This is a genomic window from Bacillus sp. FG16 (assembly GCF_057809515.1).
Genome location: NZ_JBMDKC010000029.1, coordinates 24,950 through 46,226 on the forward strand (window position 1 = coordinate 24,950; position 21,277 = coordinate 46,226).

Sequence of the window (21,277 nt, forward strand, 5' to 3'; positions counted from 1 at the left end):
TGTAGACTAAAAGGGAGGTAGGCCCCTTGATAGATGTAAATAACTTTGAATATATGAAGATTGGACTTGCTTCACCTGACAAGATTCGTTCTTGGTCATACGGTGAAGTTAAGAAACCAGAAACAATTAACTATCGTACGTTAAAGCCTGAAAAAGATGGCTTGTTCTGTGAGCGTATTTTCGGACCACAAAAGGACTGGGAATGTCATTGCGGAAAATACAAACGTGTACGTTATAAAGGTGTAGTTTGTGATCGATGTGGCGTTGAAGTAACGCGTGCAAAAGTACGTCGTGAACGTATGGGTCATATCGAATTAGCTGCTCCTGTATCTCATATTTGGTATTTCAAAGGTATCCCGAGCCGCATGGGACTTGTCTTAGACATGTCCCCTCGCGCGCTTGAAGAAGTAATTTATTTCGCTTCTTATGTTGTAACAGAAAGTGGAGATACACCACTTGATAAGAAGCAATTACTTTCTGAAAAAGAATACCGTGCATATCGTGATCGATATGGTAGCACATTCCAAGCTGCTATGGGTGCAGAAGCGATTAAAAAGCTACTACAAGACATTGATTTAGATAAAGAAGTAGACTTCTTAAAAGAAGAATTAAAAACAGCACAAGGACAACGCCGTACTCGTGCTATTAAACGTCTAGAAGTATTAGAAGCATTCCGTAACTCTGGAAATGAACCATCTTGGATGATCTTAGATGTTCTACCAGTTATCCCACCAGAACTACGCCCAATGGTACAGTTAGATGGTGGACGTTTTGCTACTTCTGACTTAAACGACTTATATCGTCGTGTAATTAACCGTAACAACCGTTTAAAACGTCTATTGGACCTAGGTGCTCCAAGCATCATCGTTCAAAACGAAAAACGTATGTTACAAGAAGCTGTAGACGCATTAATTGATAATGGTCGTCGTGGCCGTCCGGTTACTGGACCAGGTAACCGTCCATTAAAATCACTATCTCACATGCTTAAAGGTAAACAAGGACGTTTCCGTCAAAACTTATTAGGTAAACGTGTTGACTACTCTGGCCGTTCTGTAATCGTTGTAGGACCGAACTTAAAGATGTACCAATGTGGATTACCGAAAGAAATGGCGCTTGAACTGTTCAAACCTTTCGTTATGAAAGAGTTAGTTGGAAAAGGTTTAGCACACAACATTAAGAGTGCTAAACGTAAAATTGAGCGTGTACACCCTGAAGTTTGGGACGTTTTAGAATCTGTGATTAAAGAGCATCCAGTACTTCTAAACCGCGCACCAACACTTCACCGTCTTGGTATCCAGGCGTTTGAACCTACATTAGTAGAAGGTCGCGCAATTCGTCTTCACCCACTTGTATGTACTGCATACAATGCGGACTTTGACGGTGACCAAATGGCGGTTCACGTTCCGTTATCATCAGAGGCACAAGCAGAAGCTCGTATTCTTATGTTAGCGGCACAAAACATCTTGAATCCAAAAGACGGAAAACCAGTTGTTACTCCATCTCAGGATATGGTATTAGGTAACTACTACTTAACACTTGAGCGTGAAGGCGCAATCGGTGAAGGTATGGTCTTCAAAGATGCAAACGAAGCAATACTTGCATACCAAAATGGATATGTACATCTGCACACACGTGTTGCAGTTGCTGCAAGTTCAGTAAATAACGTAACATTTACTGAAGAGCAAAAAGGTAAGCTTCTATTAACAACAGTTGGTAAATTAATATTTAACGAAATCTTACCAGAGTCGTTCCCTTATATTAATGAACCGACAAACTCAAACCTTGAAAAAGAAACACCAGCGGAATATTTCGTTGAAAAAGGTGCGAACATTAAAGAAATTATTGCTAGTCGCGAAGAAGTGGCGCCATTTAGCAAGAAGATCCTTGGTAACATCATTGCGGAAGTATTCAAGCGTTTCCAAATTACGGAAACATCTCGCATGCTTGACCGTATGAAAAACTTAGGATTTAAGTACTCTACAAAAGCTGGTATTACAGTTGGGGTATCTGACATTCTTGTATTAGGTGAAAAAGATGAAATTCTCCATGAAGCACAAGCAAAAGTAGATAATGTAATTAAACAATTCCGTCGTGGTTTAATCACGGAAGAAGAACGTTACGATCGTGTTATCTCTATTTGGAGTAATGCAAAAGATGTTATCCAAGGAAAACTGATGAAATCCTTGAATAAACGCAACCCAATCTTCATGATGAGTGATTCCGGTGCCCGTGGTAACGCATCGAACTTTACTCAGCTTGCTGGTATGCGTGGTCTGATGGCCAATCCATCTGGTCGTATTATCGAACTTCCAATTAAATCAAGTTTCCGTGAAGGTTTAACAGTACTTGAGTACTTCATCTCTACGCATGGTGCGCGTAAAGGTCTTGCTGATACAGCACTTAAAACTGCCGATTCTGGTTACTTAACACGTCGTCTTGTAGACGTTGCACAAGATGTAATTGTCCGTGAAGATGATTGTGGAACAGATCGTGGTCTATTAATTGGTGCGATTAAAGAGGGTAATGAAGTAATTGAGTCATTATATGATCGTCTTGTTGGACGTTTTGCAAGAAAAACTGTAAAACATCCTGAAACAGGTGAAGTATTAGTTAGTGAAAACCAATTAATTACTGAAGATATCGCTCATATCGTTGAGAATTCGGGTGTTGAAACTGTAAACATTCGTTCAGCGTTCACGTGTAACACTCGCCATGGTGTATGTAAGAAGTGTTACGGCCGTAACTTAGCAACTGGTACAGACGTAGAAGTAGGAGAAGCGGTAGGTATTATCGCAGCTCAGTCTATCGGTGAGCCAGGTACACAGTTAACGATGCGTACGTTCCATACAGGTGGGGTTGCCGGAGATGATATTACTCAAGGTTTACCTCGTATCCAAGAGATCTTCGAAGCTCGTAATCCGAAAGGTCAGGCAGTTATCAGTGAAATCGACGGTGTTATCGCAGCGATCAACGATGTTAAAGATCGCCAAGAAGTAGTTGTACAGGGTGAAGTTGAAGCTCGTACGTATGCTATTCCTTACGGTGCTCGTCTGAAAGTAACGTTAGGACAGCCAATTAGCCACGGTAAAGAGTTAACAGAAGGTTCTATTGATCCGAAAGAATTACTAAAAGTAACGGACATTACAGCAGTGCAAGAATACTTATTACGTGAAGTTCAAAAAGTATACCGTATGCAAGGGGTAGAAATTGGTGACAAACACGTAGAGGTAATGGTACGTCAAATGCTACGTAAAGTTCGTGTAAGTGATGCAGGTGAAACAGACGTATTACCAGGAACATTACTAGATATCCATCAGTTTACTGATGCGAATGCGAAGGTGTTACTGAAAGGTAAACAACCAGCGACAGCTAGACCTGTTCTACTTGGTATTACAAAAGCTTCACTTGAAACTGATTCATTCTTATCTGCAGCATCATTCCAAGAAACAACTCGTGTCTTAACTGATGCAGCAATTAAAGGTAAACGTGATGAGCTTCTAGGATTGAAAGAGAACGTTATTATCGGTAAACTTGTTCCTGCTGGAACAGGTATGAATCGTTATCGCAAAGTGGATCTTGTAAAAACAACACAAGATAACATGAATGTAGAAAACGATGAAGTTTATGTGGAACAGTAAAATTTTCCGTCGTAAATTTTGTATAAAAACAGCTAATCCTAGTTGACATTGTATGAGTCAAAATGTTACTATAATCAAGGTTGCTCCTGAACGATGCTTTGGAGGATATTTATATGTCTTATCAAAAAGTGTCAAATGCTGAAAATGTAGTCGTTGGTCATAAACGCACATTGGAAGCAATCAAAAATGGTATAGTTAAAGAAGTTGTTATTGCAGAAGATGCTGATGTGCGGTTAACCCATGTTATCATTCGCACTGCTTTGCAACATAACATACCCATAACAAAAGTTGAATCAGTTCGTAAGCTTGGAAAAGTTTCGGGGATTCAAGTGGGAGCTTCAGCAATAGGAATAATAAGTTAAAACTGTTTTTGTGAGGAGAGAGCATTTGCTCTTCCTTGCAAAAACTTTGTTTTCAACTAATAATGAACCACCTGGATATGTGGTCATACAAACATGCGAAGGGAGGATAATCAAATGCCTACTATTAACCAATTAGTGAGAAATGGTCGTACTGATAAAGTATGGAAATCTAAATCACCTGCGTTAAACAAAGGTTTTAACTCTTTAAAGAAAAAATCAACTGATATCTCTGCACCTCAAAAACGTGGTGTATGTACTCGTGTTGGTACAATGACTCCAAAGAAACCTAACTCAGCGTTACGTAAATACGCTCGTGTACGTTTAACAAACGGTATTGAAGTTACAGCTTACATCCCAGGTATCGGTCATAACCTACAAGAGCATAGCGTAGTATTAATTCGCGGTGGTCGAGTAAAGGATTTACCAGGGGTACGTTACCACATCGTTCGTGGAGCGCTTGATACAGCTGGTGTTGACAAACGTATGCAAGGACGTTCTAAATATGGTACTAAGCGACCAAAACCTGCTAAAAAATAATAAACTTATAATGAAAGGAGGAACTCAATATGCCTCGTAAAGGACCTGTTGCGAAACGTGACGTGTTACCAGATCCAATGTACAATTCTAAGCTAGTAACACGCCTTATCAACAAAATGATGGTTGACGGTAAAAAAGGTAAATCTCAAACAATTCTTTATAACGCTTTCGATATCGTTCGTGAACGTTCAGATAAAGAACCAATGGAAGTATTCGAGCAAGCTCTTAAGAACATCATGCCTGTTCTTGAAGTACGCGCTCGTCGTGTTGGTGGTGCTAACTACCAAGTTCCAGTTGAGGTTCGTCCAGAACGCCGTACAACTTTAGGTCTTCGCTGGTTAGTAAACTATGCTCGTCTTCGTGGTGAAAAAACTATGGAAGAGCGTCTAGCTTACGAAATCTTAGATGCAGCTAACAACGCTGGTGCATCTGTTAAGAAACGTGAAGACACTCATAAAATGGCAGAAGCTAACAAAGCATTTGCTCATTACCGTTGGTAGGATTCAACGCAAAATAAATGTAAGCATAAACCGCTTTATTTGTCGCTTATGGAAGTGTGGAGAGGGAGAATGCCTCTCCCTTTCGTTGGGCGCTCGTTTTACATAATGAGGGTACTGGACACTGGCATATGTAACAATATAAAGTGGCTTTTTTGCTACTTAAAATAAAAATCCAATCCATATATGGAAGGAGCAAGACACCAAATGACAAGAGAGTTCTCTTTAGAAAACACTCGTAATATTGGTATCATGGCTCACATCGATGCTGGTAAAACAACAGCAACTGAGCGTATTCTGTATTACACAGGACGTATTCATAAAATCGGTGAAACTCATGAAGGTGCATCTCAGATGGACTGGATGGAGCAAGAGCAAGAGCGTGGTATCACAATTACTTCTGCTGCAACTACAGCTCAATGGAAAGGTCACCGTGTAAACATCATTGATACTCCAGGACACGTAGACTTCACAGTAGAAGTAGAACGTTCTTTACGCGTACTTGATGGTGCGGTAGCAGTACTTGATGCACAATCTGGTGTAGAACCACAAACAGAAACTGTTTGGCGTCAGGCTACTACTTACGGTGTACCTCGTATCGTATTCGTTAACAAAATGGATAAGATCGGTGCAGATTTCTTATACTCTGTAGGAACAATCCACGATCGTTTACAAGCAAACGCACATCCAATTCAGTTACCAATCGGTGCTGAAGACGAGTTCAATGGTATCATTGACCTTGTTGAAGAGTGTGCTTATATGTACGGTAACGATTTAGGAACAGACATCGAGCGTGTCGAAATTCCTGAAGAGCACAAAGAACTAGCTGAAGAATACCGTGGAAAGCTTATTGAAGCGGTAGCTGAGCTTGATGAAGAAATGATGATGAAGTACCTAGAAGGTGAAGAAATCACTGTAGAAGAGCTTAAAGCTGGTATCCGTAAGGCTACAACTTCTGTAGAATTCTTCCCAGTAATCTGTGGTTCTGCATTCAAAAACAAAGGTGTTCAAATTCTGTTAGACGCAGTTATCGACTACCTACCATCTCCATTAGATGTACCTGCTATTAAAGGTACTCTTCCGGATACAGATGAAGAAATCGAACGTAAGTCTAGCGATGAAGAACCATTCGCAGCTTTAGCATTCAAAATCATGACTGACCCTTATGTTGGTAAGTTAACGTTCTTCCGTGTGTACTCTGGTGTGTTAAACTCTGGATCATACGTGAAAAACTCAACTAAAGGTAAGCGTGAGCGTGTAGGACGTATCCTACAAATGCACGCTAACAGCCGTGAAGAGATTTCAACAGTTTACGCTGGTGATATCGCTGCTGCTGTAGGTTTAAAAGATACTACTACTGGTGATACTCTTTGTGACGAGAAGAGCCTTGTTATCCTCGAGTCTATGGAATTCCCAGAGCCAGTTATCTCTGTAGCTATCGAACCAAAATCTAAAGCTGACCAAGATAAAATGGGTACAGCATTATCTAAGCTTTCTGAAGAAGATCCAACATTCCGTGCTCACACTGACCAAGAAACTGGCCAAACTATCATCGCTGGTATGGGTGAACTTCACCTTGATATCATCGTTGACCGTATGCGCCGTGAATTCAAAGTTGAGGCAAACGTTGGTGCTCCTCAGGTAGCATACCGTGAAACTTTCCGCGCTGCTGCGAAAGTTGAAGGTAAGTTTGCTCGTCAATCTGGTGGACGTGGACAATTCGGTCACGTTTGGATTGAGTTTGCACCTAACGAAGAAGGTAAAGGATTTGAATTCGAAAACAAAATCGTCGGCGGTGTAGTTCCACGTGAATACATCCCAGCTGTTGGAGCGGGTCTTGAAGACTCACTTAAAAATGGTGTACTAGCTGGTTACCCACTAGTTGACATTAAAGCAGCATTAGTTGACGGTTCTTACCATGATGTCGATTCATCTGAGATGGCGTTCAAAATCGCTGCATCTATGGCACTTAAAGCTGCGGTTTCTAAATGTAATCCAGTAATTCTTGAGCCAATGATGAAAGTTGAAGTTGTAATTCCTGAAGAGTACATGGGAGACATCATGGGTGACGTAACATCTCGTCGTGGACGTGTAGAAGGTATGGAAGCTCGCGGTAACGCACAAGTTGTTCGCGCTATGGTTCCACTTTCTGAAATGTTCGGTTATGCGACAGCATTACGTTCTAACACTCAAGGCCGCGGAACATTCTCAATGACATTTGATCATTATGAAGAAGTACCGAAGTCTGTTTCAGAAGAAATTATTAAAAAAAATAAAGGCGAATAATTGATTTTTATCAATTGTTCGAGTATAACTACTTATGTAAGCTTAGAAAGTGGGACGTAAGTTTCGCTTTCTAGTCTAAATATAAAATAACCTATATAAACTAAGGAGGAATTTAGAATGGCTAAAGCTAAATTCGAACGTTCTAAACCCCATGTTAACATCGGTACAATCGGCCACGTTGACCATGGTAAAACTACATTAACTGCTGCGATCACTACAGTTCTTGCAAAAGCTGGTGGTGCTGAAGCACGCGGATACGATCAAATCGACGCTGCTCCAGAAGAAAGAGAGCGCGGAATCACAATCTCAACTGCACACGTTGAGTACGAAACTGAAACTCGTCACTATGCACACGTTGACTGCCCAGGTCACGCTGACTATGTTAAAAACATGATCACTGGTGCTGCTCAAATGGACGGCGGTATCTTAGTAGTATCTGCTGCTGATGGTCCAATGCCTCAAACACGTGAGCACATCCTTCTTTCTCGTCAAGTAGGTGTTCCTTACATCGTTGTATTCTTAAACAAATGCGACATGGTAGACGACGAAGAATTATTAGAATTAGTAGAAATGGAAGTTCGTGACCTATTATCTGAATACGGATTCCCAGGCGACGACATTCCTGTAATCAAAGGTTCTGCTCTTAAAGCTCTTCAAGGAGAAGCTGATTGGGAAGCAAAAATCATTGAATTAATGACTGAAGTTGATGCTTACATCCCAACTCCAGAACGTGAAACTGACAAACCATTCTTAATGCCTATCGAGGATGTATTCTCTATCACAGGTCGTGGTACAGTTGCAACTGGTCGTGTAGAGCGCGGAATCGTTAAAGTTGGTGACGTAGTAGAAATCATCGGTCTTGCTGAAGAGAATGCTTCTACAACTGTAACTGGTGTAGAAATGTTCCGTAAACTTCTTGACCAAGCTCAAGCTGGAGACAACATCGGTGCTCTTCTTCGTGGGGTTGCTCGTGAAGACATCCAACGTGGACAAGTTCTTGCTAAAACTGGCTCTGTAAAAGCACACGCTAAATTCAAAGCTGAAGTTTTCGTATTATCTAAAGAAGAAGGTGGACGTCACACTCCATTCTTCGCTAACTACCGTCCTCAGTTCTACTTCCGTACAACTGACGTAACTGGTATCATCCAATTACCAGAAGGTACTGAAATGGTAATGCCTGGTGACAACATCGAAATGACTATCGAACTTATCGCTCCAATCGCTATCGAAGAGGGAACTAAATTCTCTATTCGTGAAGGTGGACGTACAGTAGGTTACGGTGTAGTTGCTACTATCGTTGAGTAATCTTAACTGATATAAAAACCCCCCAAGGGATTTTCCCTTGGGGGGTTTTCTGTGTGTTCGTATAATGAATAAGAGGATATCTTTATGTTTTGACGAGTTTCTTCTATAGTATATAAAAACATTAAAACAAAACCCAAAAACTGTAAAACGAATTCTAGTAGATGAAAACTTGAAATTCTTTAAAGTGCCATGTATAATAGCAAAAGTAGAGAAAAGCAGATGCAAACAAAAAGATGCTTGCATCTAGACGAATAACATTGTATAATAGACAATGTTGGTCTTTGACTGCGATGAAGTGGAAGGTTGCTGACACACCCGGCCGCTTTGCCATGGCATGGTGTGGGGAAATTTCCATGGAGAAGGTCTATTTTAGAAATAGGCGAACGAAGGAGGGAAAATAATGGCAAAAGAAAAAATTCGTATCCGTTTAAAAGCTTATGATCACCGTATTCTTGATCAATCAGCTGAGAAAATTGTAGAAACAGCTAAGCGTTCTGGGGCAACAGTTTCTGGTCCGATCCCATTACCAACTGAGAAGACTATTTACACAATTCTTCGTGCTGTTCATAAGTACAAAGATTCTCGTGAGCAATTCGAAATGCGCACACACAAACGTTTAATCGATATCGTGAGTCCTACTCCACAAACAGTAGATTCATTAATGCGTTTAGACTTACCGTCTGGTGTAGATATCGAAATCAAACTATAAATTATATAACTTAAAAATGTAGGAGGTGTAACTCATGACCAAAGGAATCTTAGGAAGAAAGATCGGTATGACTCAAGTATTTGCTGAGAACGGTGAGTTAATCCCAGTAACAGTTATCGCTGCTAATCCAAACGTTGTTCTTCAAAAGAAAACAACTGAAACTGATGGCTACAATGCAATCCAGTTAGGATTTGAAGACAAACGTGAAAAGTTAACTAACAAACCTGAACAAGGCCACACTGCTAAAGCATCTACAACTCCTAAGCGCTTCATTCGCGAAATCCGCGATGCAGACGTGGACGGATTAGAGGTTGGTCAAGAGGTAAAAGTTGAAGTTTTCGCTGCAGGTGAAATCGTTGACGTAACAGGAATTTCTAAAGGTAAAGGTTTCCAAGGTGTTATCAAACGCCACGGACAATCTCGCGGACCTATGTCTCATGGTTCTCGCTATCACCGTCGTCCAGGTTCAATGGGCCCAGTTGCTCCGAACCGTGTATTCAAAGGCAAAAAACTTGCTGGACGTATGGGTGGAGACCAAGTTACTATCCAAAACTTAGAAATCGTTCAAGTTGACACTGAGCGCAACTTATTACTAGTAAAAGGTAACGTTCCAGGTGCTAAGAAATCTCTTGTAGTTGTTCAAGGCGCTGTGAAGGTTAGCAAATAATTCACAATAGGAAGGAGGAATTCCAATGCCAAAAGTTACTGTATATAACCAAACTGGTTCACAGGTTGGTGAAATCGAATTAGCTGAAGCTATTTTCGGTATCGAACCAAATGAAGCTGTACTTTTCGAAGCTGTAATGATGCAACGTGCATCTTTACGTCAAGGTACACACAAAGTAAAAACTCGTTCTGAAGTTCGTGGTGGTGGTCGTAAACCATGGCGTCAAAAAGGAACTGGACGTGCTCGTCAAGGGTCTATCCGCTCTCCTCAATGGCGTGGTGGTGGTACGGTATTCGGACCTACACCAAGAAGCTATGCGTACAAACTTCCTAAGAAGGTTCGTCGTTTAGCAATTAAATCTGCATTAGCTACTAAAGTAGTTGAGAACAACATTGTAGTTCTTGAAGACCTAGTGTTAAATGCACCAAAAACAAAAGACATGCTAGCAGTACTTAAAGGATTAACTGTTGAGAAGAAAGCTCTTATCGTAACTGCTGATGCAAACGAATCTGTAGAGTTATCTGCTCGCAATATCCCTGGAGTAACAGTAATCACTGCTGAAGGCGTAAACGTTTTAGACGTACTTCATCATGATAAGCTAATCATGACAAAAGCGGCAGTGGAAAAAGTAGAGGAGGTGCTTGCATAATGAGAGATCCTCGTGATATCATTAAGCGCCCAGTTATCACTGAACGTTCTATGGAAATGATGGCTGAAAAAAAATATACGTTCGACGTGGACGTTAAATCTAATAAAACAGAGGTTAAAGACGCTATCGAAGCGATCTTTGGTGTTAATGTAGACAAAGTAAACATCATGAACTACAAGCCGAAAGCAAAACGTGTTGGTCGTCACGCTGGTTTTACTAGCCGTCGTCGTAAAGCAATCGTTAAGCTAACTGCTGACAGCAAAGAAATCGAAATCTTCCAAGGCGTTTAATTCTTACTAAAGAAGGAGGGAAATTGAGATGGGAATTAAAAAGTATAATCCAACTACTAACGGTCGTCGTAACATGACTACGAATGATTTCGCTGAAATCACGACTGACAGACCGGAAAAGTCTTTACTTGCTCCTTTAAGCAAAAAGGCTGGTCGTAATAACCAAGGTAAAATTACTGTACGTCATCAAGGTGGCGGACATAAGCGTCAATACCGTATCATCGACTTTAAGCGTAACAAAGATGGAATTCCAGGACGCGTTGCTACGATCGAATATGATCCAAACCGCTCTGCGAATATCGCATTAATTAACTACGTTGACGGTGAAAAACGTTACATTCTTGCTCCTAAATCTTTAGAAGTAGGTATGGAAGTTATGTCTGGCCCAGAAGCTGACATCAAAATCGGTAACGCATTACCATTAATCAACATTCCAGTAGGTACTGTTGTTCATAACATCGAGCTTAAGCCTGGTCGTGGCGGACAATTAGTTCGTTCTGCTGGTACATCTGCTCAAGTACTTGGTAAAGAAGGTAAATACGTACTTGTACGTTTAACTTCTGGTGAAGTACGTCTTGTATTATCTGCTTGTCGCGCTTCAATCGGTCAAGTAGGTAACGAACAACATGAACTTATCAAAATCGGTAAAGCAGGTCGCTCTCGCTGGTTAGGTAAACGCCCAACAGTTCGTGGTTCTGTAATGAACCCAGTTGATCACCCACACGGTGGTGGTGAAGGTCGTTCTCCAATCGGACGTAAGTCTCCAATGTCTCCATGGGGTAAACCAACTCTTGGATTCAAGACTCGTAAGAAAAACAAAGCGTCTGACAAATTTATCGTTCGTCGTCGTAAAAAATAATGGGATTGTAGTACGGTTCATTTCTAGAACCGTACGCCAATCACGAAGGGAGGCACCAAAATGGCTCGTAGCTTAAAAAAAGGACCATTTGTCGATGATCACTTAATGAGCAAAATGGAAAAATTAGTTGCATCTGAGCAAAAACAAGTTGTTAAAACTTGGTCTCGCCGTTCAACAATCTTCCCTCAGTTCATCGGACACACAATCGCTGTATATGATGGTCGTAAACACGTACCTGTGTACATCACTGAGGATATGGTTGGCCATAAGTTAGGTGAATTCGCACCAACTCGTACGTATAAAGGTCACCTTGCTGACGATAAGAAAACTAGAAGATAATGAGAGGAGGCACTTCAATGCAAGCTAAAGCAGTAGCGAGAACAGTTCGTATTGCTCCTCGTAAAGTTCGTTTAGTAGTAGACTTAATCCGAGGTAAGCAAGTGGGTGAAGCGATTGCTATCCTTAACCACACACCAAAAACTGCTTCTCCAGTTGTAGAAAAAGTTTTAAAATCTGCAATCGCAAATGCAGAGCACAATTATGAGATGGACATTAACAACCTAGTTGTTGAAAAAGTTTTCGTTGACGAAGGTCCAACGTTGAAACGTTTCCGTCCACGTGCAATGGGTCGTGCAAGCCAAATTAACAAACGCACAAGCCACATCACAGTTGTGGTATCAGAAAAGAAGGAGGGATAATCGATGGGTCAAAAGGTTAATCCAATTGGTCTTCGTGTCGGTGTTATCCGTGACTGGGAATCTCGTTGGTTCGCTGAGAAAGATTACGCTACATTATTACATGAAGACATCAAAATCCGTGAGTACATTAATGTACGCTTAAAAGATTCTGCTGTTGCTAAAGTAGAAATCGAACGTGCAGCAAATCGTGTAAATGTTACAATTCACACAGCAAAACCTGGTATGGTAATTGGTAAAGGTGGTACTGAAGTTGAAGCACTTCGTAAAGCTCTTAACCAATTAACAGGCAAGCGTGTACACATCAACATTTTAGAAGTTAAGAGAGCTGATCTTAACGCTAAATTAGTAGGCGAAAACATCGCTCGTCAATTAGAAAACCGTGTATCATTCCGTCGTGCACAAAAGCAAGTTATTCAACGTGCTATGCGTGCAGGTGCTAAAGGTATTAAAACACAGGTTTCTGGTCGTCTTGGCGGAGCTGATATCGCTCGTGCAGAATCTTACAGTGAAGGAACTGTTCCACTTCATACACTTCGCGCTGATATTGACTATGCAGCAGTTGAAGCTGATACAACATACGGTAAATTAGGCGTAAAAGTATGGATCTACCGTGGAGAAGTCCTTCCTACAAAAAAGAAAGCTTCTGAGGAAGGAGGAAAATAATATGTTAATGCCAAAACGCGTAAAATATCGTAGAGAGCATCGTGGTAAAATGCGTGGTCGTGCTAAAGGTGGAACTGAAATTGCTTTCGGTGAATTCGGTTTACAAGCACAAGCTGCTTCATGGATTACAAACCGTCAAATCGAAGCTGCTCGTCGTGCAATGACTCGTTACATGAAACGTGGCGGTAAAGTATGGATTAAAATTTTCCCTTCTAAACCTTACACTGCAAAACCTCTAGAAGTACGTATGGGTTCCGGTAAAGGGGCACCAGAAGGCTGGGTAGCAGTAGTAAAACCTGGGAAAATTATGTTCGAAATCGCGGGTGTATCTGAAGAGGTAGCACGCGAAGCATTACGTCTTGCAGCTCACAAGTTACCTGTGAAATGTAAATTCGTAAAACGTGAAGAAAATGGTGGTGAATCTAATGAAAACTAATGATATTCGTGAATTAACCACTGCCGAAATCGAAACAAAAGTTAAAGCTTTAAAGGAAGAGTTGTTTAATCTTCGCTTCCAACTTGCTACAGGACAATTAGAGAATCCAACTCGCATTCGTGAAGTGCGTAAAGCAATTGCTCGTATGAAAACTGTAGTTCGTGAAAGAGAGATCGGAATTAATCGATAAATTGAGGGGAGGTTTGCATAGTGAGCGAACGTAACCAACGCAAAGTTTATACTGGTCGTGTAGTGTCTGACAAAATGGACAAAACGATTACAGTTTTAGTTGAAACTTACAAAACTCATTCCTTGTACGGAAAACGTGTTAAGTATTCTAAGAAGTACAAAGCCCATGATGAGCAAAACCAAGCGAAACTTGGCGATATCGTTAAAATCATGGAAACTCGCCCGCTTTCTGCTACTAAGCGTTTCCGTTTAGTTGAAATCGTTGAAGAAGCGGTTATTATCTAAATAGACGAATCGGAATTTTTAGTCCGAAGGGAGGTTTCATAACATGATCCAACAAGAATCTCGTTTGAAAGTTGCTGACAACTCTGGTGCACGTGAACTTTTAACAATTAAAGTATTAGGCGGCTCTGGTCGTAAATATGCTAACATTGGTGACATTATCGTTGCTACGGTAAAACAAGCAACACCAGGTGGCGTTGTTAAAAAAGGTGACGTTGTTAAAGCAGTAGTAGTACGTACGAAGAGCGGAGCTCGTCGTCCGGACGGTTCTTACATCAAATTTGATGAAAACGCAGCGGTTATCATTAAAGACGATAAGAGCCCACGTGGTACTCGTATCTTCGGACCAGTAGCTCGTGAATTACGTGATAGCAACTTCATGAAGATCGTTTCTTTAGCTCCAGAAGTTCTATAATTTAAGGTATTGCCTTGCTAAGGAGGTGCAGAATTAAGATGCATGTAAAAAAAGGTGATAAAGTACAGGTAATCACTGGTAAAGACAAAGGAAAACAAGGCGTTATCCTTGTGGCTTTCCCAAAGCAAAACCGTGTTATCGTTGAGGGTGTCAATATCGTTAAGAAGCACTCTAAGCCATCTCAATTAAATCCACAAGGTGGAATTATTACTAAAGAAGCACCTATTCACGTTTCTAACGTTATGATTTTAGATCCGAAAACAGGTGAACCTACTCGTGTAGGCTTCAAAGTAGAAGATGGTAAAAAAGTTCGTATTGCAAAAAAATCTGGTGAATTATTAGATAAATAATTTTCTTAAGAAAGGAGGTCACTTCATTGAATCGCCTTAAAGAGAAGTTCCAAAAGGAAATTACTCCTGCTCTAGTGAGCAAGTTTAACTATAAATCTGTGATGGAAGTACCGAAAATCGAAAAGATCGTAATCAACACTGGTGTTGGTGACGCGGTATCTAACTCAAAAGCTTTAGACAATGCAGTAGAAGAATTAACACAAATCGCAGGTCAAAAACCTGTTGTAACTCGTGCTAAAAAATCAATCGCTGGTTTCCGTCTTCGTGAAGGTATGCCAATCGGTGCGAAAGTAACTTTACGCGGCGAGCAAATGTATGAGTTCTTCGACAAATTAGTATCGGTTTCTTTACCACGTGTACGTGATTTCCGTGGTGTTTCTAAGAAATCATTCGATGGTCGTGGGAACTACACATTAGGTGTTAAAGAGCAACTTATCTTCCCTGAGATTGATTATGATAAAGTAAGCAAAGTCCGCGGTATGGACATCGTAATCGTTACTACAGCGAAAACTGATGAAGAAGCTCGTGAACTTTTAACACAATTCGGTATGCCATTCCAAAAATAATGGAAGCCAACGCTAAGTAGAGGAGGCGAAAACGTGGCTAAAAAATCTATGATAGCGAAACAAAAGCGTACTCCTAAGTTTAAAGTACAAGAGTATACACGTTGCGAACGCTGCGGTCGTCCGCATTCTGTATACCGCAAATTTAAACTTTGCCGTATTTGTTTCCGTGAACTTGCATATAAAGGTCAAATTCCTGGTGTTAAAAAAGCTAGTTGGTAAAACCCACAAATGGGAAGGAGGTAAAACACATGGTGATGACAGATCCAATTGCAGACATGCTTACTCGCATCCGTAATGCGAACATGGTACGTCATGAGAAATTAGAGGTTCCTGCTTCTAAAATCAAAAAAGAGATCGCTGAACTTTTAAAACGTGAAGGTTTCATTCGTGATGTAGAATACATCGAGGATAACAAACAAGGTATCCTTCGTATTTTCCTGAAATATGGTGCAAACAATGAACGTGTAATCACTGGATTAAAACGTATCAGTAAACCTGGCTTACGCGTTTACGCTAAAGCTGACGAAGTACCACGTGTACTTAACGGATTAGGTATCGCTCTTGTTTCTACATCTAAGGGAGTAATGACAGACAAAGACGCTCGTCAATTACAAACTGGTGGAGAAGTAGTAGCATACGTTTGGTAATATATATTTAAAACGAACGGAGGTGTGACCACATGTCTCGTATTGGTAAAAAGATTCTTGAAATCCCTGCAGGTGTTACTATTACAATTGCAGAAGACAATACTGTAACAGTAAAAGGCCCTAAAGGTGAATTAACTCGTAAATTCAATGCTGATATGTCTATCAAAATTGAAGAAAATACACTAACAGTTGAGCGTCCATCTGAACAGAAGGAACACCGTGCATTACACGGTACAACTCGTGCTTTAATCGGAAACATGGTTGAAGGTGTAACTGCAGGTTTCGCACGCGGACTTGAATTAGTCGGTGTTGGTTACCGTGCTCAAAAACAAGGAGATAAACTTGTTTTAAGCGTAGGTTATTCTCATCCAGTAGAAATGACTCCGGAAGCAGGTCTTGAAGTTGAAGTACCTGCACCAACTAAAATCGTAATTAAAGGTATCGACAAGCAACGTGTTGGCGAATTTGCTGCTAACATCCGTGCTGTACGTGCTCCTGAGCCTTATAAAGGTAAAGGTATTCGTTACGAAGGCGAAGTTGTTCGTCGTAAAGAAGGTAAAACTGCTAAGTAAACCCGTTAGGTGAGAGAAAGGAGTGACAAGAATGATCACTAAAGCTGATAAAAATGCGACTCGTAAGAAAAGACATGCACGTGTACGTGCTAAACTTACTGGTACTGCAGAGCGTCCACGTTTAAACGTGTTCCGTTCTAACCAACATATTTACGCTCAAGTTATTGATGATGTGAATGGTGTAACGTTAGTAAGTGCATCTACTCTTGATAAAGACCTTGCTCTTAACGGTACTAGCAATACTGAAGCTGCTACGAAAGTTGGAGAATCAGTTGCTAAGCGTGCTGTAGAGAAAGGCGTTAAAGAAGTAGTATTTGATCGCGGTGGTTACTTATACCATGGCCGTGTTAAAGCTCTAGCTGAAGCTGCTCGTGAGGCTGGATTACAATTTTAATGGTCAAAGGAGGGAAAATTGATGCATCGCATTGACCCAAGTAAATTAGAACTTGAAGAACGTGTAGTTACGATAAATCGTGTCGCGAAAGTTGTTAAGGGTGGTCGTCGTTTCCGCTTTGCTGCACTAGTTGTAGTTGGCGATAAAAACGGTCATGTTGGATTCGGTACTGGTAAAGCACAAGAGGTACCAGACGCAATCCGCAAAGCTATCGAAGACGCTAAGAAAAACTTAATCGCTGTACCATTAGTTGGTACAACAATTCCACACACAATCAACGGTCACTTTGGAGCTGGTGAAGTATTCTTAAAACCTGCTGCTGAAGGTACTGGTGTTATTGCTGGTGGACCTGTTCGTGCGGTACTTGAATTAGCTGGTGTACAAGATATTCTTTCGAAATCTCTTGGTTCTAACACACCAATCAACATGATTCGCGCTACTGTGAACGGATTAAGCGAACTTAAGCGCGCTGAAGATGTTGCAAAATTACGCGGTAAATCTGTAGAAGAGCTACTAGGTTAAGGAGGGAAAACAAATGGCGAAAAAGTTAGAAATTACCCTCACTCGTAGTGTAATTGGTCGTCCACAAGATCAACGTGCGACGGTAGAAGCTTTAGGTCTTAAAAAGTTGAATTCAACTGTAGTTAAGGAAGAAACTCCTGCTATTCTTGGTATGATCAACAAAGTTTCTCACCTTTTAACTGTAAAAGAAGCTTAAGGATAACTCATTAATATAAGGAGGTGCCTGGGAATGAAACTTCATGAATTAAAACCTGCAGAAGGTTCTCGTAAAGTACGTAACCGTGTCGGTCGTGGTATCGGTTCTGGTAACGGTAAAACTGCTGGTAAAGGTCATAAAGGACAAAACGCACGTTCTGGTGGCGGTGTTCGTCTTGGCTTCGAAGGTGGTCAAACTCCATTATTCCGTCGTTTACCAAAACGCGGCTTCACAAACATTAACCGTAAAGAGTTTACTATTGTAAACTTATCAACGTTAAATCGTTTTGAAGATGGTACAGAAGTAACACCTGAATTATTGCTGGAAACTGGCGTTATCAGCAAGTTAAACGACGGTGTTAAAATTCTTGCAAGCGGAGCAGTAGAGAAAAAACTAACTGTTAAAGCGCACAAGTTCTCTTCAAGTGCTAAAGAAGCAATTGAAGCAGCTGGCGGATCAGTTGAGGTGATCTAATGTTTCGTACAATCTCCAACTTTATGCGCGTTGCTGAGATAAGACGTAAAATATTATTCACTTTAGCGATGTTAATCGTATTCAGGATTGGCACGTTTATCCCAGTGCCATTTACAAATGGAGACGTACTGAAAGCACAAGACCAATTAAATGCTTTAGGTATTCTAAATACATTTGGCGGTGGCGCCTTGAAAAACTTCTCCATCTTTGCGATGGGAATCATGCCGTATATTACAGCATCCATCATCGTGCAATTATTGCAGATGGATGTTGTTCCTAAATTTTCGGAATGGTCGAAGCAAGGTGAAATGGGCCGTCGTAAAGTAACGCAATTCACGCGTTACTTTACAATTGTTCTTGCGTTTATTCAGGGGTTTGGTATGTCAATCGGTTTTAACGGTATGGTAGGTGGGCAATTAATTTTGAATCCTGGTTGGAGCACTTATTTATACATTGCTACGGTACTGACTGCTGGTACTGCATTTTTAATGTGGTTAGGTGAACAGATTACAGCTAAAGGTGTAGGTAATGGTATTTCCATCCTTATCTTTGGCGGTATTGCCGCAGCGATCCCAAGTGTTATATCTCAAGTGTATCAACAACAGTTTCAAAATATCGGAGATCAATTGTTCATGAGTATCGTTAAAGTTGCATTGATTTTACTAGCTGTGCTAGCAGTTATTGTTGGTGTTATTTTCATTCAACAAGCTGTTAGAAAGATCCCAATTCAATACGCGAAGCGTGTAACAGGAGGGAATGGGAATCATGCTGGAGCACAAAACACACATTTACCGCTTAAGGTAAATAGTGCGGGTGTTATTCCAGTCATTTTTGCTGTTTCATTCTTAATTACGCCTCCAACTATTGCACAGTTCTTCCCGAAACATGATGTATCGCAGTGGATTATTGCAAACTTTAACTATTCTCACCCAGTGGGAATGATCATATATGTTGCGCTCATTGTAGCCTTCACATATTTCTATGCATTTGTTCAGGTTAATCCAGAGCAAATGTCAGAGAATTTAAACAAGCAAGGTGGATATGTTCCAGGTATTCGTCCGGGTAAGAATACGGAACAATATCTAACAAAAATCTTGTATCGTTTGACCTTTGTAGGATCAATTTTCCTAGCAGCGATTGCAATCTTACCAGTTATCTTTACGAAATTGGGAAATCTTCCTCCATCTGCACAGATTGGTGGAACGAGTATGTTAATCGTTGTCGGCGTTGCTTTAGAAACAATGAAGCAGCTAGAAAGCCAACTGGTAAAACGCCATTACAAAGGGTTTATCAAGCAGTGAGTAAGTGGGAAGAACTATCTTCCCTACATGCTCATGTACTGAGGGGGAACAAGGATGAACTTAATTTTAATGGGGCTTCCTGGTGCTGGTAAAGGTACACAAGCCGAACAGATTGTAGCCAAGTATAACATCCCTCACATTTCAACAGGAGATATGTTCCGTGCAGCTATGAAGGCTGAAACTGAAATGGGTCTACAAGCAAAATCTTTTATTGATAAAGGTGCACTTGTTCCAGATGAAGTTACAATCGGAATTGTTCGTGAACGTTTAAGTCAAGAAGACTGCGTAAGAGGTTTCTTGCTAGACGGTTTCCCACGAACTGTTGCACAAGCATCAGCTCTTGAAGAGATTATGAAAGATCTTGGCAAAAAAATCGACTATGTTTTAAACATTAATGTGGATTCAGGGTTGTTATTAAAACGCCTTACAGGCCGTCGCATTTGTAAAGAGTGCGGTGCGACTTACCACTTAGAATTCAATCCACCAGCAAAAGCTGATGTGTGCGATAAATGTGGTGGCGAATTATACCAACGCTCTGATGACAATGAAGAAACTGTAGCAAATCGTTTAGATGTAAATATTAAGCAAACAAAACCTTTGCTTGATTTCTACGATGAGCTTGGTTACTTGCAAAGCATTAATGGTGAGCAAGATATCAATAAAGTATTTGCTGATATCGATGTTCTCATCGGAGACTTAGCGTAATGATCATCTGCAAAACTCCTCGCGAGATAGAAATCATGCGAGAAGCTGGCAGAATCGTTGCTTTAACTCATCAAGAGTTGAAACAGCACATTACTCCAGGAATTACAACGAAAGAGCTCGATCAAATAGCGGAAAAGACGATTCAAAAATATGGTGCTACGCCATCTTTTAAAGGATACAACGGATTTCCGGGGAGCATATGTGCTTCTGTAAATGAAGAGCTTGTACACGGAATTCCAGGGAAGCGTAAGCTCAAAGAGGGCGATATCATCAGTATCGATATTGGTGCGAAATACAATGGGTACCATGGAGATTCTGCATGGACGTATCCAGTTGGAAACATTTCTGAATCTGTTCAAAAGCTACTTGATGTCACAGAAAAATCGTTGTATCTTGGTCTAGAACAAGTAAAACCAGGCGAAAGATTATCAAATATCTCACATGCGGTTCAAACCCATGCTGAAGAGAATGGGTTATCGATCGTTAGGGAGTATGTTGGTCACGGAATCGGGCAAGACTTACATGAGGACCCTCAAATCCCGCACTATGGTCCACCAAATAGAGGCCCTAGATTAAAGCCGGGAATGGTCATCTGTGTTGAGCCGATGGTGAATCAAGGAAGACGATATGTAAAAACACTATCTGATGACTGGACAGTGGTAACGGTAGATGGTAAATGGTGTGCCCATTTTGAGCACACGATTGCTCTTACAGAAGCAGGATACGAAATCCTTACCACTTTATAAGTAGCTGGCTCTCCGGGATTTCAGAGCAGTGTAAAATGTTACTGATTTGAAGAAGGGAGAACTATTGAATGGCTAAAGATGATGTAATTGAAGTCGAAGGTACCGTTCTTGAAACGTTGCCAAATGCTATGTTCAAAGTAGAATTAGAGAATGGGCATGTCGTATTGGCTCACGTTTCTGGTAAAATCCGTATGAACTTCATTCGTATTTTACCAGGAGACAAAGTTACGGTAGAATTATCTCCGTACGATTTAAATCGTGGTCGTATTACGTACCGTTTTAAATAATATAGCACTCCGTAATCTTTAAGGAGGTTCGAGAC

At 40.8% G+C, this 21,277-nt stretch carries 32 protein-coding genes; 31 read left to right on the top strand and 1 reads right to left on the bottom strand.

Annotated features, from left to right (window positions below; all coding sequences use genetic code 11):
- The first annotated feature begins 26 nt into the window (after positions 1 to 26).
- The 6 genes from rpoC (at position 27) to tuf (ending at position 8,625) form a co-directional block, all read left to right on the top strand.
- Positions 27 to 3,638 carry a DNA-directed RNA polymerase subunit beta' gene (rpoC, locus tag ACODS7_RS12975; RefSeq protein WP_016084024.1) on the top strand — a complete coding sequence of 1,204 codons (3,612 nt, stop codon included), beginning with the start codon at positions 27 to 29 and terminating at the stop codon, positions 3,636 to 3,638.
- Positions 3,639 to 3,751: 113 nt separating this feature from the next.
- On the top strand, positions 3,752 to 4,000 hold the full coding sequence (locus ACODS7_RS12980) for a 50S ribosomal protein L7ae-like protein (protein WP_000121833.1): 249 nt from the start codon (positions 3,752 to 3,754) through the stop codon (positions 3,998 to 4,000).
- Between the two features lie 114 nt (positions 4,001 to 4,114).
- The gene (gene rpsL / locus ACODS7_RS12985) at positions 4,115 to 4,537 is read left to right on the top strand and encodes a 30S ribosomal protein S12 (protein WP_001142341.1); all 423 of its coding nucleotides are present in this window, start codon (positions 4,115 to 4,117) and stop codon (positions 4,535 to 4,537) included.
- 29 nt (positions 4,538 to 4,566) lie between these two features.
- Positions 4,567 to 5,037 carry a 30S ribosomal protein S7 gene (gene rpsG / locus ACODS7_RS12990; protein WP_001137492.1) on the top strand — a complete coding sequence of 157 codons (471 nt, stop codon included), beginning with the start codon at positions 4,567 to 4,569 and terminating at the stop codon, positions 5,035 to 5,037.
- 204 nt (positions 5,038 to 5,241) lie between these two features.
- Positions 5,242 to 7,320 (top strand): elongation factor G, encoded by a 2,079-nt coding sequence (gene fusA / locus ACODS7_RS12995; protein ID WP_000196383.1) that lies wholly within the window; start codon positions 5,242 to 5,244, stop codon positions 7,318 to 7,320.
- A gap of 117 nt (positions 7,321 to 7,437) precedes the next feature.
- Positions 7,438 to 8,625, top strand: coding sequence for an elongation factor Tu (tuf, locus tag ACODS7_RS13000; protein ID WP_001029617.1), 1,188 nt, complete (start codon positions 7,438 to 7,440; stop codon positions 8,623 to 8,625).
- 154 nt (positions 8,626 to 8,779) lie between these two features.
- On the opposite strand, the gene ACODS7_RS13005 is transcribed toward tuf, so the two are convergent.
- Positions 8,780 to 8,956: a hypothetical protein gene (locus ACODS7_RS13005; RefSeq protein WP_172795165.1), complete on the bottom strand. Its 177-nt coding sequence runs from the start codon at positions 8,954 to 8,956 to the stop codon at positions 8,780 to 8,782.
- 69 nt (positions 8,957 to 9,025) lie between these two features.
- On the opposite strand from ACODS7_RS13005, the gene rpsJ reads away from it, so the two are divergent.
- From rpsJ to infA, 25 genes are all read left to right on the top strand, one after another.
- Complete coding sequence (gene rpsJ / locus ACODS7_RS13010) at positions 9,026 to 9,334, top strand: 30S ribosomal protein S10 (RefSeq protein WP_001040595.1); 309 nt, start codon at positions 9,026 to 9,028, stop codon at positions 9,332 to 9,334.
- A 34-nt stretch (positions 9,335 to 9,368) separates the two neighbouring features.
- Positions 9,369 to 10,001, top strand: a complete 633-nt coding sequence (gene rplC / locus ACODS7_RS13015; protein ID WP_000160209.1) for a 50S ribosomal protein L3 — start codon at positions 9,369 to 9,371, stop codon at positions 9,999 to 10,001.
- 25 nt (positions 10,002 to 10,026) lie between these two features.
- On the top strand, positions 10,027 to 10,650 hold the full coding sequence (gene rplD / locus ACODS7_RS13020) for a 50S ribosomal protein L4 (protein ID WP_016084023.1): 624 nt from the start codon (positions 10,027 to 10,029) through the stop codon (positions 10,648 to 10,650).
- Positions 10,650 to 10,940 carry a 50S ribosomal protein L23 gene (rplW, locus tag ACODS7_RS13025; RefSeq protein ID WP_001205557.1) on the top strand — a complete coding sequence of 97 codons (291 nt, stop codon included), beginning with the start codon at positions 10,650 to 10,652 and terminating at the stop codon, positions 10,938 to 10,940. The genes rplD and rplW overlap by 1 nt, the downstream gene beginning before the upstream one ends.
- Positions 10,941 to 10,968: 28 nt before the next feature.
- On the top strand, positions 10,969 to 11,799 hold the full coding sequence (gene rplB / locus ACODS7_RS13030; RefSeq protein ID WP_000511583.1) for a 50S ribosomal protein L2: 831 nt from the start codon (positions 10,969 to 10,971) through the stop codon (positions 11,797 to 11,799).
- A 60-nt stretch (positions 11,800 to 11,859) separates the two neighbouring features.
- On the top strand, positions 11,860 to 12,138 hold the full coding sequence (rpsS, locus tag ACODS7_RS13035) for a 30S ribosomal protein S19 (RefSeq protein ID WP_000124454.1): 279 nt from the start codon (positions 11,860 to 11,862) through the stop codon (positions 12,136 to 12,138).
- Between the two features lie 17 nt (positions 12,139 to 12,155).
- The gene (gene rplV / locus ACODS7_RS13040; protein WP_001148024.1) at positions 12,156 to 12,497 is read left to right on the top strand and encodes a 50S ribosomal protein L22; all 342 of its coding nucleotides are present in this window, start codon (positions 12,156 to 12,158) and stop codon (positions 12,495 to 12,497) included.
- 3 nt (positions 12,498 to 12,500) lie between these two features.
- On the top strand, positions 12,501 to 13,160 hold the full coding sequence (gene rpsC / locus ACODS7_RS13045) for a 30S ribosomal protein S3 (RefSeq protein ID WP_000529956.1): 660 nt from the start codon (positions 12,501 to 12,503) through the stop codon (positions 13,158 to 13,160).
- Between the two features lies 1 nt (position 13,161).
- A complete protein-coding gene (gene rplP, locus ACODS7_RS13050) occupies positions 13,162 to 13,596 on the top strand; it encodes a 50S ribosomal protein L16 (protein WP_000928969.1) in 435 nt (144 codons plus the stop codon).
- Positions 13,586 to 13,786 (top strand): 50S ribosomal protein L29, encoded by a 201-nt coding sequence (gene rpmC, locus ACODS7_RS13055; RefSeq protein ID WP_000855718.1) that lies wholly within the window; start codon positions 13,586 to 13,588, stop codon positions 13,784 to 13,786. Before rplP ends, rpmC begins: the two co-directional genes overlap by 11 nt.
- A 20-nt stretch (positions 13,787 to 13,806) precedes the next feature.
- Positions 13,807 to 14,070, top strand: a complete 264-nt coding sequence (gene rpsQ / locus ACODS7_RS13060; RefSeq protein WP_000004106.1) for a 30S ribosomal protein S17 — start codon at positions 13,807 to 13,809, stop codon at positions 14,068 to 14,070.
- 43 nt (positions 14,071 to 14,113) lie between these two features.
- Positions 14,114 to 14,482 carry a 50S ribosomal protein L14 gene (gene rplN, locus ACODS7_RS13065; protein WP_000615912.1) on the top strand — a complete coding sequence of 123 codons (369 nt, stop codon included), beginning with the start codon at positions 14,114 to 14,116 and terminating at the stop codon, positions 14,480 to 14,482.
- A 38-nt stretch (positions 14,483 to 14,520) separates the two neighbouring features.
- The gene (gene rplX / locus ACODS7_RS13070; RefSeq protein WP_000558200.1) at positions 14,521 to 14,832 is read left to right on the top strand and encodes a 50S ribosomal protein L24; all 312 of its coding nucleotides are present in this window, start codon (positions 14,521 to 14,523) and stop codon (positions 14,830 to 14,832) included.
- Positions 14,833 to 14,858: 26 nt separating this feature from the next.
- Positions 14,859 to 15,398, top strand: coding sequence for a 50S ribosomal protein L5 (gene rplE / locus ACODS7_RS13075; RefSeq protein ID WP_001080829.1), 540 nt, complete (start codon positions 14,859 to 14,861; stop codon positions 15,396 to 15,398).
- Positions 15,399 to 15,431: 33 nt separating this feature from the next.
- Entirely contained in the window at positions 15,432 to 15,617 is a 186-nt protein-coding gene (rpsN, locus tag ACODS7_RS13080; protein ID WP_001085700.1) for a 30S ribosomal protein S14, read from the top strand.
- Between the two features lie 29 nt (positions 15,618 to 15,646).
- A complete protein-coding gene (rpsH, locus tag ACODS7_RS13085; RefSeq protein WP_000245511.1) occupies positions 15,647 to 16,045 on the top strand; it encodes a 30S ribosomal protein S8 in 399 nt (132 codons plus the stop codon).
- A gap of 32 nt (positions 16,046 to 16,077) precedes the next feature.
- The gene (gene rplF / locus ACODS7_RS13090; protein WP_000086551.1) at positions 16,078 to 16,617 is read left to right on the top strand and encodes a 50S ribosomal protein L6; all 540 of its coding nucleotides are present in this window, start codon (positions 16,078 to 16,080) and stop codon (positions 16,615 to 16,617) included.
- Positions 16,618 to 16,648: 31 nt separating this feature from the next.
- A complete protein-coding gene (gene rplR, locus ACODS7_RS13095) occupies positions 16,649 to 17,011 on the top strand; it encodes a 50S ribosomal protein L18 (protein WP_000628818.1) in 363 nt (120 codons plus the stop codon).
- Positions 17,012 to 17,032: 21 nt separating this feature from the next.
- Positions 17,033 to 17,533 carry a 30S ribosomal protein S5 gene (rpsE, locus tag ACODS7_RS13100; RefSeq protein ID WP_000554646.1) on the top strand — a complete coding sequence of 167 codons (501 nt, stop codon included), beginning with the start codon at positions 17,033 to 17,035 and terminating at the stop codon, positions 17,531 to 17,533.
- 13 nt (positions 17,534 to 17,546) lie between these two features.
- Positions 17,547 to 17,729 (top strand): 50S ribosomal protein L30, encoded by a 183-nt coding sequence (gene rpmD / locus ACODS7_RS13105; protein ID WP_001085233.1) that lies wholly within the window; start codon positions 17,547 to 17,549, stop codon positions 17,727 to 17,729.
- 33 nt (positions 17,730 to 17,762) lie between these two features.
- Positions 17,763 to 18,203 (top strand): 50S ribosomal protein L15, encoded by a 441-nt coding sequence (rplO, locus tag ACODS7_RS13110; RefSeq protein WP_000766083.1) that lies wholly within the window; start codon positions 17,763 to 17,765, stop codon positions 18,201 to 18,203.
- Complete coding sequence (secY, locus tag ACODS7_RS13115) at positions 18,203 to 19,504, top strand: preprotein translocase subunit SecY (protein WP_098976774.1); 1,302 nt, start codon at positions 18,203 to 18,205, stop codon at positions 19,502 to 19,504. Before rplO ends, secY begins: the two co-directional genes overlap by 1 nt.
- A gap of 54 nt (positions 19,505 to 19,558) precedes the next feature.
- Entirely contained in the window at positions 19,559 to 20,209 is a 651-nt protein-coding gene (locus ACODS7_RS13120; RefSeq protein WP_016084022.1) for an adenylate kinase, read from the top strand.
- Positions 20,209 to 20,955 carry a type I methionyl aminopeptidase gene (gene map / locus ACODS7_RS13125; protein ID WP_016084021.1) on the top strand — a complete coding sequence of 249 codons (747 nt, stop codon included), beginning with the start codon at positions 20,209 to 20,211 and terminating at the stop codon, positions 20,953 to 20,955. The genes ACODS7_RS13120 and map overlap by 1 nt, the downstream gene beginning before the upstream one ends.
- A 68-nt stretch (positions 20,956 to 21,023) precedes the next feature.
- Positions 21,024 to 21,242: a translation initiation factor IF-1 gene (infA, locus tag ACODS7_RS13130; RefSeq protein WP_001029884.1), complete on the top strand. Its 219-nt coding sequence runs from the start codon at positions 21,024 to 21,026 to the stop codon at positions 21,240 to 21,242.
- Positions 21,243 to 21,277: the final 35 nt, after the last annotated feature.

What these genes read in the sequence shown, in the direction of transcription:
- rpsE (WP_000554646.1), top strand. Translation starts at nt 17,033, where the DNA reads ATGCATCGCATTGACCCAAGTAAATTAGAACTTGAAGAACGTGTAGTT.
- rplV (WP_001148024.1), top strand. Translation starts at nt 12,156, where the DNA reads ATGCAAGCTAAAGCAGTAGCGAGAACAGTTCGTATTGCTCCTCGTAAA.
- rplX (WP_000558200.1), top strand. Translation starts at nt 14,521, where the DNA reads ATGCATGTAAAAAAAGGTGATAAAGTACAGGTAATCACTGGTAAAGAC.
- rpsJ (WP_001040595.1), top strand. Translation starts at nt 9,026, where the DNA reads ATGGCAAAAGAAAAAATTCGTATCCGTTTAAAAGCTTATGATCACCGT.
- rplR (WP_000628818.1), top strand. Translation starts at nt 16,649, where the DNA reads ATGATCACTAAAGCTGATAAAAATGCGACTCGTAAGAAAAGACATGCA.
- rplO (WP_000766083.1), top strand. Translation starts at nt 17,763, where the DNA reads ATGAAACTTCATGAATTAAAACCTGCAGAAGGTTCTCGTAAAGTACGT.
- ACODS7_RS12980 (WP_000121833.1), top strand. Translation starts at nt 3,752, where the DNA reads ATGTCTTATCAAAAAGTGTCAAATGCTGAAAATGTAGTCGTTGGTCAT.
- ACODS7_RS13005 (WP_172795165.1), bottom strand. Translation starts at nt 8,956, where the DNA reads ATGGCAAAGCGGCCGGGTGTGTCAGCAACCTTCCACTTCATCGCAGTC.
- rpmD (WP_001085233.1), top strand. Translation starts at nt 17,547, where the DNA reads ATGGCGAAAAAGTTAGAAATTACCCTCACTCGTAGTGTAATTGGTCGT.
- rpmC (WP_000855718.1), top strand. Translation starts at nt 13,586, where the DNA reads ATGAAAACTAATGATATTCGTGAATTAACCACTGCCGAAATCGAAACA.
- fusA (WP_000196383.1), top strand. Translation starts at nt 5,242, where the DNA reads ATGACAAGAGAGTTCTCTTTAGAAAACACTCGTAATATTGGTATCATG.
- rpsS (WP_000124454.1), top strand. Translation starts at nt 11,860, where the DNA reads ATGGCTCGTAGCTTAAAAAAAGGACCATTTGTCGATGATCACTTAATG.
- tuf (WP_001029617.1), top strand. Translation starts at nt 7,438, where the DNA reads ATGGCTAAAGCTAAATTCGAACGTTCTAAACCCCATGTTAACATCGGT.
- rplB (WP_000511583.1), top strand. Translation starts at nt 10,969, where the DNA reads ATGGGAATTAAAAAGTATAATCCAACTACTAACGGTCGTCGTAACATG.
- secY (WP_098976774.1), top strand. Translation starts at nt 18,203, where the DNA reads ATGTTTCGTACAATCTCCAACTTTATGCGCGTTGCTGAGATAAGACGT.
- rplD (WP_016084023.1), top strand. Translation starts at nt 10,027, where the DNA reads ATGCCAAAAGTTACTGTATATAACCAAACTGGTTCACAGGTTGGTGAA.
- rplC (WP_000160209.1), top strand. Translation starts at nt 9,369, where the DNA reads ATGACCAAAGGAATCTTAGGAAGAAAGATCGGTATGACTCAAGTATTT.
- infA (WP_001029884.1), top strand. Translation starts at nt 21,024, where the DNA reads ATGGCTAAAGATGATGTAATTGAAGTCGAAGGTACCGTTCTTGAAACG.
- rpsH (WP_000245511.1), top strand. Translation starts at nt 15,647, where the DNA reads ATGGTGATGACAGATCCAATTGCAGACATGCTTACTCGCATCCGTAAT.
- rplF (WP_000086551.1), top strand. Translation starts at nt 16,078, where the DNA reads ATGTCTCGTATTGGTAAAAAGATTCTTGAAATCCCTGCAGGTGTTACT.
- rplP (WP_000928969.1), top strand. Translation starts at nt 13,162, where the DNA reads ATGTTAATGCCAAAACGCGTAAAATATCGTAGAGAGCATCGTGGTAAA.
- rplW (WP_001205557.1), top strand. Translation starts at nt 10,650, where the DNA reads ATGAGAGATCCTCGTGATATCATTAAGCGCCCAGTTATCACTGAACGT.
- ACODS7_RS13120 (WP_016084022.1), top strand. Translation starts at nt 19,559, where the DNA reads ATGAACTTAATTTTAATGGGGCTTCCTGGTGCTGGTAAAGGTACACAA.
- map (WP_016084021.1), top strand. Translation starts at nt 20,209, where the DNA reads ATGATCATCTGCAAAACTCCTCGCGAGATAGAAATCATGCGAGAAGCT.
- rplN (WP_000615912.1), top strand. Translation starts at nt 14,114, where the DNA reads ATGATCCAACAAGAATCTCGTTTGAAAGTTGCTGACAACTCTGGTGCA.
- rpsL (WP_001142341.1), top strand. Translation starts at nt 4,115, where the DNA reads ATGCCTACTATTAACCAATTAGTGAGAAATGGTCGTACTGATAAAGTA.
- rpsG (WP_001137492.1), top strand. Translation starts at nt 4,567, where the DNA reads ATGCCTCGTAAAGGACCTGTTGCGAAACGTGACGTGTTACCAGATCCA.
- rpsC (WP_000529956.1), top strand. Translation starts at nt 12,501, where the DNA reads ATGGGTCAAAAGGTTAATCCAATTGGTCTTCGTGTCGGTGTTATCCGT.